This window comes from Bacillus sp. FSL R5-0603 (assembly GCF_038050295.1).
In the GTDB taxonomy this organism is placed as follows: domain Bacteria; phylum Bacillota; class Bacilli; order Bacillales; family Bacillaceae; genus Bacillus; species Bacillus subtilis.
Genome location: NZ_JBBOYP010000001.1, coordinates 1,734,800 through 1,751,327, shown reverse-complemented (window position 1 = coordinate 1,751,327; position 16,528 = coordinate 1,734,800). Strand labels below are relative to the sequence as shown.

The window sequence follows — 16,528 nt, the reverse complement described above, 5'->3', positions numbered from 1 at the left end:
CCTATAACAGTTGTTGAATCTTTGTGCTGTCACCCGGGTGATAGCTTCGCAGCTTTTGAATGGCGGAGCCGTGAGTTTCCGGGTACACTTCAATCGTTTCTTCTGCCTGTTCCGCTTCATCATTCGTTTCGTTTGCCATTTTCATCATTACTAGCTGCTTCAGCGGTCCCCCGAGCAGCAATTCCAAAGCTTCCATTGCTTCAGGGGCTTCAATTGAGCCTATGCCTGCCTGAGCCATTCTCTTCTGGTAATCCGGTGATGAAACAACACCAATGCTTCCCCAATAACTCCAATTCATCACGGCTACTGTACAAGGCCATACTTGAGACAGCCGCTGTGCAAAAGCATCCTTAAAACTGCAGCCCGCAGCGTAATTGCTTTGTCCGGAAGCTCTTGCAAACGATTGTACGGAAGAGAAAAACAAAACAAAATCCAGTGGTTCATGCCGGAAAACTTGGGCCATTCGCACGCTTACATCAACCTTTGCAGCAAGAACGTTTCTGAAACATTCCTCACTCATATTCATCAGGCTTCGGTCTTGTAAGACAATCGCAGAATGGATGATGCCGTTGATTTCACGATGCGTTTGTTTCATTGTTTCATACGCGCGTTCTAATTCCTCTCGGTTAGCCGCATCTGCTTGAATGTAATACGGGGCTGGCCCTAGACGTGCAAGTCTGTCCAGCTTGCTTTGAATGGCTGCATCCTTTTTCCTTCTGCCAATCCAAACGATCTGCGCCTGATATGTTCTGATCATATATTCACTCCACGCCTCACCAATACCGCCAGCTCCGCCTATGACAACATAAACACCTCCGTGCTTATACTTCGTGTGCACCGGTTGATTGTTGTGTACTGGAATCAAACGAAGCTTATGCCAGACCTTGTCTCGATAGGCCCACGTATTCCCTTCTTGATCGGCAGGCAAGGAAAGGAGTTGAGATAACGGCAGGTCTTCGTATTTTTTAACATCGATCAGCTTTGTCTGCCAATTTGGATATTCTTTTGACATTGAACCGATCAGGCCGTGTACCCCGGCATCTACCGGGTCGACAATATCATGCTGATCAACATATTGTGTGTTCACCGTCACGACCGTCCAGCTTATCTCCTTCTGTCCATAGCCTAAAGAAAGCATTGCCTTAATGAGCCTATACATTTGAATGACGCCTTGATCTTGGGCTTCAATCATTTCATCGCCGACTTCGCACTCTGTCACACGAGAAGGAGACATCCACACGATGTGGTCAAACGATCCGAGTGCTTCAAGCTGGCCTGCAATTCTATGAATTGATGCGTTCGGCTCAATGTACAGCTCCTTGGCAAACGGGAACTCCCTTTGAACAGCTTTTCTGCTGTTGTCATCCCCTCCGAGGATGACAACACGCTCATCAGCAGGCGAAATGCTCCTCTTCTCCAGCTGCACTCGATCCCATATCGGCGCCATAAGAAGCGCTCCGTTAAGAGTTGCTTGGGAGTTTCCTAGTGATGTCGGCCCGTCTGGCGGTTGTATGCCTTCTTCCAGCAGCCTTGAGGTAATCCCCTTGATTCTTACACACACTCGGCCTTGTTCATCACACAAATCAATATCCAGTCTCTGTATTTTGTCCTCATTAGGACGAGATGTCACAGACACCCACATTTTGTTTGTACACGGGCTGAATATTTCTAGCTCTTGCAGCGCAAAAGGCAGAGAAAGCTGCTCGTCACCGGAATTCAGCTTTAGCCCGATCGACGCTTGTAAAGCAGAGTCGGCCATACTTGGATGAAGAACGAATTCATTCAGTGTGTGAGTTACACCAGCAGGCAGAGAAAGCTCTGCCAAGGCTTGATTGCGGCCGATGTAAAGCCGATCTATCCCTTGAAAACCAGGTCCGTAGTCAATGCCGATCGCCTTAAACAATTCATAACATTGGTCGTGTGAGAGTGTGCTTAAACTGCATTGGTCTTGAAGCACGCTGATATCCTGGACTGGAATGTCTCCTGCCCCGCGGATTGAAGCACTGCCTTGACAATGTATCTTTCGATCATTGTGTGCAGCCTCTGTATAGACGTTAAAAGCAATCTCGCCGTCCTGCTGGGGATTTAGACTGATATCCACTTGAACAGGCTGGCGGTCCGCCACAATCGGCTGCACCCACACAACATTTTTGATGTGAATAACAGATTGTTGATCTTCGGTTCTTCTCACTGCTCTTGTAACGGCAGCATGAACCATCTCAAGATATGCCACGCCCGGCATAACCGGTTTTCCCTTCACCTTATGATCGGCGAAAAAGAACTCAGCACCTGTAAAGGTCGAGCTGAAACGCTGCTCTGACAAATCAGATGTGTTGACCTGTATCAATGGATGCAAAGCTGCTGATTCGACTGTTTTTAAAGCTGTTTGATGGGCGGCTGCCTCCTCTTTTGTATCCGTTATCCAGTAGCGTTCTTTCGCAAATGGATAGGTAGGGAGGCTGATGCGTTTCGGCTGTTTGCCGTCATACAGTTTACTCCAGCCTATTTCCATGCCTTTTACCCATAAATCAAGCAGTCTTTCATATATGTGAGGCTCCCAGCTATTGTTGAGCGTTTTCTGTACTTCGTCATCTGATCTCAATGTTTGTGCGATACTTTTTTCTGCTCTGCCTCTGTACATGTACTTCGCATTGGTGCCCCCTTCTATAAAGAGGTTCAGTTTTTCCAGCAAGTCCCCAGTCGAGACAGCGATGATCCCTAATCTCTCCTCCATTGCATCACGCCCCTCTTGGAGTGTATAAGCAATATCAGTGAGGTCACGAGCAGTGATAGATCGCTTGCTGATAAAGTCTGCTAATTGCCGGGCTTGGTCTTTCAGACGATCTTCATCCTTTGCCGACAAAATAAAGATGCCCGGGTTCTGTGCTGTCACAGCTGGTGCTGTTGCAGGATGGGTTGTTTCTTTCGGAATATATTCCTCAATAACCACGTGGGCATTGACGCCGCCTATCCCGAACGAACTGATGCCTGCGCGGCGCGGCAGCTCTCGGCCGGCTTCATCCCGAAGCGCCTGCCACTCTCTCGATTCCTGCACAATATAAAACGGGCTGTCATCCAGTCTGATATACGGATTAACAGTTTCACTGTACAGACTTTTGACAAGCGTTTTATGCTTGAGCTGCAATAACACTTTAATGACACCCGCCACACCGGCCGCCAGCGATAAGTGACCGATGTTTGTTTTCGCTGATCCAAGTCCGCAATGGCTGCCATGAACAGCCGGGTCCCCCGTTTTTTCATACAGCTCTTTAAATGCCGCTTTTAAGCCGTTGATTTCTACTGGATCGCCCAGCTCGGTTCCAGTCCCATGCGCTTCAATATAAGTTACGGTTCTTGGATCAATTCCCGCTTTTTCATATGCTGTTTTTACGACATCCGCCTGAGCTTTCGGATTAGGAGTCGTTAGAGAATTTGCGCGGCCACCGTGGTTTACCGCACTTCCTTTAATGACACCGTAAATATGATCACCGTCTCGTTCAGCCGCTGTCAGCTTTTTCAGAAAGAGAATGCCGGCACCTTCACTGACTGCGAATCCATCGGCTTTGTCAGAAAATGTTTTGCATCTTCCTTCTTTGCTCAGCGCCCCGGCCTTATCATAGGCGATATGGCCTTGCGGAGTTACGACCGTGTTGACCCCTCCCGCAATCGCCATTTCACAGTTTCCATTTTCAATGGCGCAAACCGCATGATGAATGGCGACCAAAGAGCTTGAGCACGCAGTGTCGATCGGTTCACTCGGTCCATGAATGTTCAGGAAATAACTGACTCTATTCGGTCCTGCAGAAGGACTCATATTCGCAGCCGCTGAGCCTTCGATGTCTACATTTGACAGAAGTGAACTGTACCCTGTGTTTCCTGTCCCGATGAAGATGCCCGTTTTGGTTCCTGCCAGGCTTCTCGCTGAGTGTCCCGCTTCTTCTACCGCCTTCCACGCATAGGTCATTAACAGGCGCTGCTGAGGCTCCATCTGCTCAGCCTCCAGCGGAGATATGCCGAAGAACAATGGATCAAACTCAGCTACTTCATCAATAAAACCGCCCCATTTGACGTTTGTTTTATTCGCTTCTTTCAGAGGGTCTCCGTAATACTCCTGCCAATCCCAGCGGTCTTTTGGAACCTCTGTAATACAATCTGTGCCCGAAGACAGGTTCTTCCAATATTCCTCAACGTCTTTTGCCTTTGGGAAAACGCCGCTCATCCCCACAATCGCAATAGGCTCAGGTTTGTGATCAGCTTCCTTTTGCATTGGTGTTACCGAAGGTTTTACAAAGCGGTTTTCAGTCGAAAACGTCATATTTTTTATATTCTGTTCGACAGGCTGCATCAGCACCCCAGCTTTGGCAGGCGTTTGAGCTGTAAAAGCATTTGGATATTCTTCTGACAGATACCCTGCAAATGCATAAACAGTTGCGTGCTCAAAGAAGATCGTAGGCGTAAGATCCAGCTTGTACTTCTCATTCAGTGTATTTGCGAATTCAGTTAACGTAATCGAATCAAATCCATATTGATTAAACTCCATGTCCGGGTCAATCTCTTCAGGTTTGATTTTGAGCAATTGAGAGATTGTTTGCTTTAAAACTTCTTGAATGTGGTCAAACATATTCCCTTGATCCATTCTCGCTTCAGATGTCACCGGTACTTGAACTGTTTTCATTGGTACATCATCAGAAGACGGCTTTTGAGTCAGCTTTTCCCTCATCATGTCTTTGATTCCTTCCATGACGATGACTTGATCTTTGCCAAATGCCAAACCTTTATACAGCGCTTGAATTCCGGTCTCGGTCCGCATTGGAGTCACACCTGTGTTTTTCAACGTCATGTTTTCAATTTCTTTATTCGCGCGCATGCCGCCTTCTTTCCAGAGCGGCCAATTGATTGACAACGTTTGTCCGTGCCTGTACATGGCGGTTACAAGCGCATTTCGATAAGCAGCATAACTGTCCATAAATGCATTAGCCATTGCATAATCGGCCTGTCCCGTGCTGCCGGCAACACTTGATATTGAAGAAAAGAGGATAAAGAAATCTAACGCAAGATGCTCGGTTGCCTCATCCACATTCACAAGCCCTTTCACCTTAGGAGCGAGAACTTGTGTCAGCTCTTCATTGGTTTTGCTCATAAGATAGTTATCTTTAATCAGCCCAGCGCTGTGAATGACACCATTCAAGTCTCCGTAATCAGACGTAATGCTTGTGATAAGCTCGGAGGCTGCTTCCGTTTGTGTCACGTCAATCTGCCTGTATTCTGCGCGAGCCCCTAATTGCTGAAGTTCGTTAAGCTCCGCCTGCTGATCCGCATTCAACGCGGATCTGCCTGTCAAAATGAGCACAGGCTGTTCGGCTTGACGAGCAATCTCTTTTGCAAAAATAAACCCAAGTCCTCCTGCGCCGCCCGTGATGAGGTATACACCTTTATCTCTCCACGGCATGCTTATTTCCCGATCATCTATTTGCATTTTATCCAGATCATTGATGTACCGTTTGCCTTTTTCATATTTGATGTGCTGATCTTCTGTGTGCCTTTTATTCTCTTTCAGTTTTTCTATTACACTTTCAACATTTTCATGTGAATCGATTTCAATCGTCTGGCCGATTAGTTTTTTATTCTCCAGGCCGGCGGTTTTAAGGAGCGCCGATAGCCCTGAGAATGAGTACTGCTTTCTTTGTGCAGAGGTAAGCAGCTGGATCAGAACATTGCCCTGAGGTCTGCTTTTGAGAAGACCCTGGACCGTCTCAAGCGCTTGTTCGGCATAATCTTGGAACCTCTCTGCAAGTCCTTCGCGGAATGACTCCAAAACGATGCATTCCGCTCCTGTCAATCTTGATTCAATGCGATCTTTTGAGAGGCTATTCATGTCACAAAGCATGACAATGTGCCGTTCGTAATGAGGCTCAGGACTTTCTTTTTTAAAATCCTTAGGCACCCATTTTTCTTCAAACATCAGGGTTTCCAGCGTTTGATCAGATTCCGCCGATCCAGAGCCGCCTTCTGCTGCTCTGAAAGATAATCCTTTCATCCGTACGCAAACATTGCCGCTCTCATCTAAAATATCAATATCGCGCTTTTGCACCTTATCAGTTGCCTTGCTGCCTTGGCTGTATCTTGCGTAGACCCACATTTCTGACGAACATGCTCCGAAGACTTCAAGCTCCTGGACCGCAAAAGGCAGTGTCAGCTGGTTATCCCCGGCGCCTGTCAAAATGCTTGACGCCTGCAAAGCAGAATCCATCAGCCCAGGGTGCATTTTGTATTGGCTGAGCGTATCTGCAGCTGACGGATGCAATGACAATTTTGCCAAAACAAATTGTTCAGCTGTATAGATTTTTTTCACTCCGCGATAAGCAGGACCATATTCAAATCCAATCATTCGATAGGTGTCGTATACTTCGTTTACGCTGAAATGGCTTTCCTGACACTGCTCCCGCAGAGATTGCAAATCAACCGCCGGCAGATTTTCAGCAGGATTCAATACCGCGCTGCCTTGACTGTAGACGATTGACTGTTCGCCAGTAACGTCTGAATGACCATAGATTTCATAAGAGATCTCACCATTCTCTCCCGGTAAAAGCCTAATGTGTACTTGCTGCGGCTGATCCTCTACAACAATAGGCCGCACCCACACCGCATTCTTTAGCTTCATGATGCGCGGTACACCTTGTACCTCTGCGGCCTGCTCAACAGCTGCCCTCGCCAATTCAAGATGAGCCACTCCCGGCAAAATCCGTTGGCCTTTCACAACATGATCAGCAAGGAAAAACTCTTCTCCCGTATAAATAGAGCTAAACCTTTGTTCCGAGAGATTCGATGTGTTTTGATGCATTAATGGATGCAGCACGTTTCCGCCAAGGCGGGAGGCTGCTTGATTTGCATCAATGCTGCCGCTTTTTTCAATATGATCAGAGATCCAATAACGGTCTTTTGCGAAAGGATACGTCGGCAAGCTGATGCGCTTTGGCAGATTCTCGCCATACAATTTCGTCCAGTCTACATCAAGCCCCTTTACCCATAATTCAAGCAATTTTGCATACTTTCCCCGTTCCATCCATTTCTCGACGGCTTCTTGAATCTCTTCGTCCTCTGTCAGCATTTGGAGTGTGCCTTTATCAATCCTGCCTTTAAATACATCCTCCACACCGCTTTTGCCTGCTGCAAAGTCTTTTAACTTTTGCTGTACATCCTCAATGGAACCGGAAATAATCCCGAGACGTTCTTCCATCGCATCCCGTCCGGCTTGCAGTGTATAAGCGATTCGGGCGAGATTTACGTCACTATATGTTTGCTTATCAAGCGCATCTGCCAGCTGCTGTGCATGTTCTTTTAGCCGCGCTTCATTTTTAGCCGATAGAACGAAGATACCCGGATGTTCCGGCGTGATGGATGGTATATTCTCATCGGATGCTTCCGGAATATATTCCTCGATAATCACGTGGGCGTTTACCCCGCCGATTCCAAATGAACTGACACCTGCCCGGCGAGGAAGCTCTTCTCCCCGTTCATTTTTCAGCGCTTTCCATTCTTCCGTTTCCCGTACGATATAGAACGGACTGTTTTTCAGCTGAATGTATGGATTCACGTTTTCGCAATGCAGACTTTTCACTAAGGTTTTATGCTTAAGCTGCAATAATATTTTAATAACTCCTGCTGCACCGGCTGCCAGCGATAAGTGGCCGATGTTTGTCTTTACAGACCCTAATCCGCAGTAAGGATTGGCTGATGTGTCTCCTTCATTTACACCCAATGCTTTAAAAGCTGATTTCAAACCGTTAATTTCAACCGGGTCTCCAAGCTCCGTCCCGGTTCCGTGGGCTTCAATGTAGGTCACGGTTTTCGGATCGATTCCCGCTTTTTGATATGCCGACTGAATAACATCTGCCTGCGCCTTCGGATTGGGAGTCGTTAAAGAGGCTGCACGGCCGCCGTGATTGATTGCACTGCCTTTTATGACTCCGTAAATGTGGTCTCCCGCTTCTTCAGCCGCTTTTAATTTTTTCAGGAACAGTATGCCGGCACCTTCCCCATGCGCAAAACCATCGGCTTGATTTGAAAACGTCTTGCATTTTCCTTCTTTGCTCAGTGCACCCGCCTTATCAAAGCTGATATACACCTCAGGAAGGATAATCGTATTTACACCGCCGGCTAATGCCATGTCACAAGTGCCTTCCTCAATTGAAGAGATGGCATGGTGGATCGCCACTAGTGAACTTGAGCACGCTGTATCAATCGGTTCGCTCGGCCCGTGCAGATTAAGGAAATAACTGACCCGGTTCGGACCGACCGATGGGCTCGTATTGGCTGCTGCCGATCCTTCTATTGCCGAGTTCGCTTTAGATAGAAGAGAGCTGTATCCTGTATTTCCCGTTCCGATGAAGACGCCGGTCTTTGTGTCTGACAACCTTTTCGCCGAATATCCTGCATCTTCGATCGCTTTCCAGGCGTAAGTCAGCAGTAAGCGCTGCTGAGGTTCCATTTGTTCAGCTTCACGCGGGGAAATGCCAAAGAATAATGGATCAAAATTTGCAATACCGTCAATAAAACCGCCCCATTTCACGTTCGTTTTATTGACTTCCTTCGCCGGATCACCTTCATATTCACGCCAATCCCAGCGATCTTTCGGGATTTCCGTCATGCAGTCTTTGCCCTCTTTTAAGATGTTCCAGTACGCCTCAACGTCTTTCGCCATAGGGAAAATCCCGCTTATGCCCACAATGGCAATTGGCTCAGGTCCAGCATCACTCTGTATGGCGTTTGGCAGCATGACTTGCTGCTTTCTGCGTCTTTTAGCTTTGGCACGCACGGCTTGTTCCTGTTTCGCAGCAGGCTGATTCTGAGCCGATGCAGCGCGCACAGCAAATGTCTTCACAAATACCGATTGATATTCTTCTGACAAATGCTTGCCAAACGCATGAATCGTCGGATGGTCAAAAAATACGGTTGGCGTCAGCTCTAACTGATAGGCGCGATTGATATGGTTGGTGAATTCAGTCATGGAGATAGAATCAAAACCATACACCGTCATCTCGGCATGATCGTCAATCGTTTCAAGCTTGACCTTTAACAGCTTGGCGATCTCTCGCTTTAACATCGCCTTTACTTTATCCAGCAAACTGTCTGTATCAATGCTATTTATTTGTTCAGTCATGTGTTCTGCTTCCTTCTTTTCCATAGGTGCGGAGGCGTTTTGGGCCAGCATGTTTTGTTTTATTTTCTGCACATCGCCTTCGATCACCATTACTTGGTTTGCCTCTGAATGAAGTGCTTGATATAATGCCTGAATTCCTTTTTCCGCCCTCATAGGAACAATACCGGCCAGTTGCACAAGCCTTTTCTCAGTTTCTTGATCGACCTGCATGCCTCCATCTCTCCATAAAGGCCAGTTTACAGAAAGCGTCTTCCCATGCCGCTGGCTGAGGCCGGCAAGCCTATTTCGATAGCCTGCATACATATCCATAAATACATTGGCTGCCGCATAGTCAGACTGGCCAATGCTCCCTAAACTTCCTGAAAGAGATGAAAAGAGAACAAAGAAGTCTAAAGGCAAATCCTTGCTCGCTTCGTCTAGACAAACAAGCCCTTTTACTTTAGGCGCCAGTACATCGTGCAGATCTTTTGCCTGTTTATTAACCAGGTAGCTGTCCTTGATGATTCCGGCACTATGAAGAATACCGTTCAGACGGCCATATCTTTTTTGAATGTCGTCAATGAGCTGATAGACTTCAATTTTATTGGTAACATCTGTTTGCCGGTAGGTGATGTCAGCCCCCTTGCTATGAAGCTCTTTCAGCTTTTTGCTTTTGCTTTCGCTAAGAGGTGAGCGGCCCGCCAGAATGACTGTCGCATTTTTCGTTTGTTCCGCAATTTCCTTTGCAAAAATATGACCTAGTCCGCCGGCACCTCCTGTAATGAGATAAACGCCATTGTCTTTCCACGGTTTGCTGCCGTCTCCTTTTGCCTGTTTGATTTCACGCCAATCAGCAATATACCGTGTCCCGTTTTGATATTTGACATATGAATCGCCGCTCATTTGATTTTCTAACAGTTTGCCAGCGATGCTTTCTCCACTTTCTTCACCGCTGACTTCAATCATTTGGCCGGTTAGTTTGGCATTTTCCTGACAAGCTGTTTTCAGCAGTCCTGTCAACCCTGAAAACAATTGCTGTTCTCCCTCTGCAGAGGTTACGATCTGAACGAGAATGCCGTCCTTCGGTTTCGTACGAATGATCTCTTGTACCTTTTTAAACACTTGTTCTGTATAAGAATGGAAACGCCCATCTACTGAAGAAGGCCTTGCTTCTAGGCTGTATACATGGACATCCTCGATGGCTGCTTCAATTTGTTTTCTCGTCTCATGATCATATTCACATAGGAATACGAGATGCTCTGCATATTTTTTTGCAGCTAAGCTGTCAGCAGCCTTTTGTTCTTGCCAAACGGGCTGAAGAAATAAAGTTTCAGTGTTGATTTTTGATGGTTCGGTTTGTATATCTGCCTCCATCACTCTCGTCGAAAATCCTTTCAGCCGCACGCAGATCATGCCATGCTCATCGCATAGGTGAATATCGACTTTCTGTATCAAATCCCCTGGTTTGTTTTTCGAGTTGAATTGAACATAAACCCACATGTCAGAAACGCACTGACGAAAGACCTCAAGTTCCTCCAGGGCAAATGGCAGTGCTGCCTTAAAGTCTTCAGTGTCTGAAAGTTCCGCTCTGACAACATTTTGCAAATATTCAGCCGCTTGTAACGCCCCGTCCATTACACTTGGATGAAGAACATAATCGCCCAACGTATGTGCAACAGATTCCGGCAGTGATAATTTGGCAAGCAGCTGGCCGTCGCCTTTATATACGGCCTCTACACTCTTGTAACCTGGACCGTAATCGGCGCCGATCATCCCTTCATAAAACGAGGCAGCATCCATTTTACTTTGATCACATTGTTTCTTGATCTTAGAAAGATCCAGTGCTTTTTCTTGCTTTAACTGAATCAATTCCGCTTTACCTTGGTTATATACAACTGGTTCTGCATCAGCGGATTCCGGATCACCATACATCCGATAAGCAATGTGTCCGCCATCTTCATCGTAAAGTCCGATATTTACCTGAACCGGCTCACTTCCTGCTACAACCGGGCGAACCCACACGACATTTTTCAGCCTGATTCCAGTTTCATGATCCTCCAATCCGCCAATTCCTTGTTCTATAGCGGCTCTTGCCATTTCAAGCGTGACCGCCGCCGGCAAAATCGGCATGCCTTTAATGATATGCTCGGCAATAAAATACTCTTGTCCTGTGAAAATGGAGCTGAAACGCTGCTCTGACAGAACCGATGTATTATGGTGCACCAAAGGATGCAAACGAGATGGTTGAATTGTTGTGATAGCGCCGGTGCTGCTTTCAGGCCAGTATCGTTCTTCGGCAAAAGGGTATGTCGGCAAGCTGATGCGGCGTGGCTTTGTATTTGGATAGAGCCTGCGCCATTCAACGTGAAAGCCATTTGCCCACATCTCGGCAATTTTTCTCAATTCTTCTTTTGATATCCGTGATGAAGCCATATCATCTGCTTCAGCATTTCCAAGCAGCTGTTCAGCGGATGTCATTCTCGTTTTTTCTCCTTGAATACAGCCTTCTGCGAGCGGCTTTCCAGTCACAAAAGCTTCCAGCTGATGTTTCCACTCTTCCAGATCGTTCACTATAAAAACGATCCTGTTATCCATTGCTTCACGGCCGACTTGGAAGGTATATGCAATATCTCTTAAAGAGAAATGCCTTTGCTCGTCTTGACTGATATAGGCAAGCATTTCCTTCGCGTATACTTGGAGCCGTTCACTATTTTTTGCTGATATAGGAATGATGTAAGGCTGATTGCCTTCGTTTTCGGTACCTGCATCAGAAATGTTTTCATATTGCTCAAATATTGCATGGGCGTTAGTTCCGCCAAGGCCGAATGAGCTCAGAGCCGCCCGATGGACACCTGCGTGTTTCTCTAACGATTTTCGTTCACGGACAACATAAAAAGGAGAGCTTTCAAACTTTATATCCGGATTCGGCTCCGTACAATTGATGGTCGGTGCAAGTTCATTATGGTATAAACTCATCGCAACTTTAATGCATCCGGCTAACCCCGCAGCTGTATCCAAATGGCCGATATTCGTTTTCACTGAACCGATTCCGCAAAATTGTGTTTTGTCGGTGTATTGCTTGTACACTTTATTTAGAGCAGACATTTCAATAGGATCGCCTAATTTCGTTCCCGTCCCGTGTGCTTCAATATAACTGACCGTTTCAGGATGGATCTTGGTTGTATCCAATACATGCTGTATCACTTCTGTTTGGCCTTTTACACTTGGCGCATAGAATCCTGCCTTCTCTGCCCCATCATTATTGATGCCTATTCCGCGCATAATGGCATAAATATGGTCTCCGTCTTTTACGGCATCCACAGCTTTTTTCAGCAGGATGACTGCTACGCCTTCACCTCCGGCCATTCCGTCCGCCGAAGCATCGAACGCCTTCACATGCCCGTCGCTTGAAAAATTCAACCCGTTTTGGTGCACGTAGCCGATCGCTGATTGTGCGTGCAATGTTGCGCCTCCGACAAGCGCATATTGTGATTCGCCCGATGTCAGGCTTTTGTATGCTTGATATAAACCGACTAGTGATGAAGAACAGTTAGAATGAACAAAATAGCTTGGCCCTTTTAATCCGAGCTTATGTGAGATCATTGTGGGAATGGTTCCGCTTTGGGCTAAAACCCATGAGACATAGCCATCCGGTGATTCATGTCCTTCTGTTGTCTCCTTCGGCAATAACGTTCTATATGAATTGCTGCTTGCAGACATATATACACTTGTTGCCGGAATCTCCTTAGCTACATATCCTGCATCTTCAATCGCTTTCCACGAGTGCAGCAATAAGAGGCGGAGCTGAGGGTCCATATACTCAGCATCTTTTGGCGAGATTTGAAAGAAACCGGGATCGAATAAGTCTTTCCCTTCGATCACAGATTGCACCGGCACATAGTCAGGATGCTGTATCAATTCTTCGGGAACTCCATTTGCGCGAAGCTCTTCTTCAGAAAAGAATCGTATGCTTTCTTTGCCTTCTTTGATGTGGTTCCAGAAGTCATGATGATTTTTCGTACCCGGGAACTGGCAAGATATCCCCACAATCGCAACACTGTCGTCAAAATAAGGAGGAATCTTCTGTTTCGGGTATTTTCCATCTTTTTTGTCATCATGATCATCTTCATTTTGTGTCCCGGCTAGATCTGAGTTTTTCATCTCCAAAATGTATTCACTGATTGCACGGATCGTGGAATACTCAAACAGCTCAGTAACATGAAACTCACAATCGAATTCTTTTTTGATTCGTTCAGCCACAGCTACAGCCAGAAGCGAATCGCCGCCCGCATCGAAAAATCCGTCTTCCGGCCCAAATCCGCTGACCTTGAGCGTTTCCTCCCAAATGCGCAGCACCTGATCCTCTATTTCCGTTAATTGCATGTGATTTGGTTTCCTTCTGTTGAACACGATCTCGCGTTTTTCTAATTCTTTACGGTTCACTTTTCCGCTGGGCGATAATGGAAGCTCATCTAAGCGGATAAAGTGTGAAGGTATCATATATTCCGGCAGACTCGATTTTAGATGAAGGCGCAAATCTTTTGGATTGGCAGAGGCATGTCCGCTTTCCTCTGTATAATAAGCAGCGAGCTGTTGATGGCCCTCCAGCTGCTTCACCACTACCGCCTGATCTAAAATGCCCGGAAATTCACCCAGCTTTGTTTCTATTGCGCCCAGCTCGACGCGAAAACCGCGTATTTTGACTTGGCTGTCAATCCGTCCCAAGTATTCTATGTTGCCGTCAGGAAGCCACCTTGCTGAATCACCCGATTTATATAGCTTCGTCCCTGGTTCAAAGGGATTATCAATAAATTTTTCAGCCGTAAGCCCCGGCTTTTTAAAGTAGCCTCTTGCTAAGCCGGCTCCAGCGATGCAAAGCTCACCAGGCTTTCCGATCGGGACAGGCTTTAAATGCTGGTCCACAATGTAAATTTTCGTGTTGGAGACAGGCTTTCCAATCGGTGTATGGTGACTTGCGATATCTCCTTTTCCGCATCCGAAATACGCAGCGTAAATGGAGGCTTCCGTCGGTCCGTATATATTTTCAACACGGCAGTTTTTAAAGAGCGATACCGCCTTTTTCACTAATTCTTTAGGGAAGGCTTCACCTGCAACCATCATATACTTCAGCGGACCATCCTCTGTGAATCGCTTGTTGTCTTTCGCCATTTCTAAAAAAACATGCAGCATGGCCGGCACAAAATTAATGTGAGTCACTTTATATGTTTCAATATAATCCATGCAAAGCTGCGGTGATTTCTCCCCATTAGGCGGAAGAATCACAAGACGGCCGCCTCCAATAAACCATCCGAATAATTCTGAGATCGATACATCAAACACATAGTTCGTCTTCAATAAATATGCATCCTCAGCCGTTACAGGATAGTGAGATTCAAGAAAATTCAGCGTATTCATAATGCTCCGATGCTCTACCATAACCCCTTTAGGCTCTCCAGTGCTTCCCGATGTATAAATAATATAAGCGAGGTGTTCCGGTTTTACTTCCCGCTTTAAACCGCTGCTTTGCTGGTCTGTATAACCGTTTCGGCAAGCTAACTCGATATTGATCGCTTTTACATGGCTGCCAGTTAATCCGCTGATCCTATCATGAACGTTAGGTTGGGTGAGGACAATGGATGCCTGACTGTCTTTGAGCATGTACTCTAATCGTTCTTGCGGAAAACTTGGATCTAACGGCACATACGCTCCGCCAGCTTTCAGTATTCCTAAAATTCCGATGATCATATCAAACGAACGCTCTGCACAAATGCCAACGGGCTGTTCAGGTCCAACACCCTGATGTTGAAGGTAGACTGCCACAGATGTGCTTTTTTCATCTACTTCTTTATATGTAAGTGATCTGTCTTCAAACATCACAGCAACCGCATCGGGGGTTTGTTTCGCTTTTTCCTCAAACACCTCATGTATACACTTTTCATTTGCGATGTTTGTCCCTGTCGCATTCCATTGTTCCAGCAAACTAGTTTGTTCTTGATTTAATTGCAAAGAGTAGGCTTCAAGCGGCAAAGACGGGTCCTCCATCATGTGCTGCGCGAGCTTCATATAGTTATCCATCATGCTTTCAATGGAGGACAGTTCGTACAAATCAGGGTTGTACAGAAGATGAAGCACTGTTTCATTTTCTTGCTCATATATTTCGAGCGCCAGCTCAAATTCACCCTCTTGCCGAATGTCTTCAATATATTCGATGCCAAGCGTTTGATACGGTTCGAGCACTTTTTGCAAGCCTGTTGCCTGAAAAAAGTTTTGGTACAGAAAGGCTGTTTGAAAAACCGGAGAATCCGCGGCCGAGCGGTCTACATTCAGCTCTCTTACCAATGCAGGGAACGGAAAAGCCGCATGATCCAGACCGTCAGCCATTGTCAGCTGCAGCTCCCGAATAAATGCTGTTAATGGCTGAGCTCCCATATTCTTGCTCCGAACAGCCATCATATTGATAAAATAACCGATCAGGGTTTCAAATCTGTCTTCTTGCCGACCCATTGTCGGAACGCCAACAATGATATCCTTTTGTTTTGTATAATGATGCAGCAGCACTTTGTAAATGGAGAGAAACACAACCGATTCATTCACATGATTGGTGCGGGCAAACGATTTAATTTGATTTCTCAGGTGATGGGGGAGCAAGCTTTTATAAGCTTGCCCCTTGAATTTTCGTGCTGAAGACCGCGGACGGTCAGCAGGCAAATCAAGAACTGGCAGACTCCCAGACAACTGTTCTTTCCAGTAAGCGAGATGCTCTTCCCCTTCTCTGCCAGTCAGCATCCGTTTTTCCCAATCGACAAAATCGTAATAATCAGCTGTTAATGGCTGCTGCAAGGGCTCAATCCCATTCAGCAATTGTTGATACGCTTCGAATAGCGCCGATATCAATGTCAGCATCGACACACCATCAAATATGATATGGTGAATTGTTATAAGAACAATGCATTCTTCTAACCGATGAAAAAGGTGTGTGCGCCATAACGGACCAGCATCCAACTGGAAAGGTTCTTTTGCTTTTTCTTTTAGAAAAGGAAAGATATCTGCTGATTTCATTGCTGATATATCCTCTTCCACAAAACAAAGATCCTTTGATAACTGAACCGATTGAAATGGAACGCCATTCTCTTCTTGAATCACACTGGCTAAGACCGGATATTGTCTCTGTACAAACAGAAGGGCTTTCTTGAACGTCTCTGCATGTATTGGTTTGCTGAAGCGAAAGCATAAAGGAATGTTATATGCACTCATCCCAGGAGACATTTTTTGAAGCATCCACAGCCCTTTTTGCCCTTCTGAAAGCGGGCTTTTCAACTGCCGCTTCATGCCTTTAAGATGTTCTTCCACCTCAGAAATGGTTAATTCTCCTGATCTGAAGGCATCGAG

General features: G+C 46.2%; 1 protein-coding gene. It reads right to left on the bottom strand.

The genetic code is table 11. The features are described 5' to 3' along the window. Position 1: 1 nt before the first annotated feature. Positions 2-16,468 carry a non-ribosomal peptide synthetase gene (locus NYE56_RS08755; protein ID WP_341284389.1) on the bottom strand — a complete coding sequence of 5,489 codons (16,467 nt, stop codon included), beginning with the start codon at positions 16,466-16,468 and terminating at the stop codon, positions 2-4. Between the last annotated feature and the right edge of the window lie 60 nt (positions 16,469-16,528).

Bases quoted from the DNA above. Each gene is read 5' to 3' on its own strand.
- NYE56_RS08755 (WP_341284389.1), bottom strand. From the start codon at position 16,468: ATGAAGCGGCAGTTGAAAAGCCCGCTTTCAGAAGGGCAAAAAGGGCTG.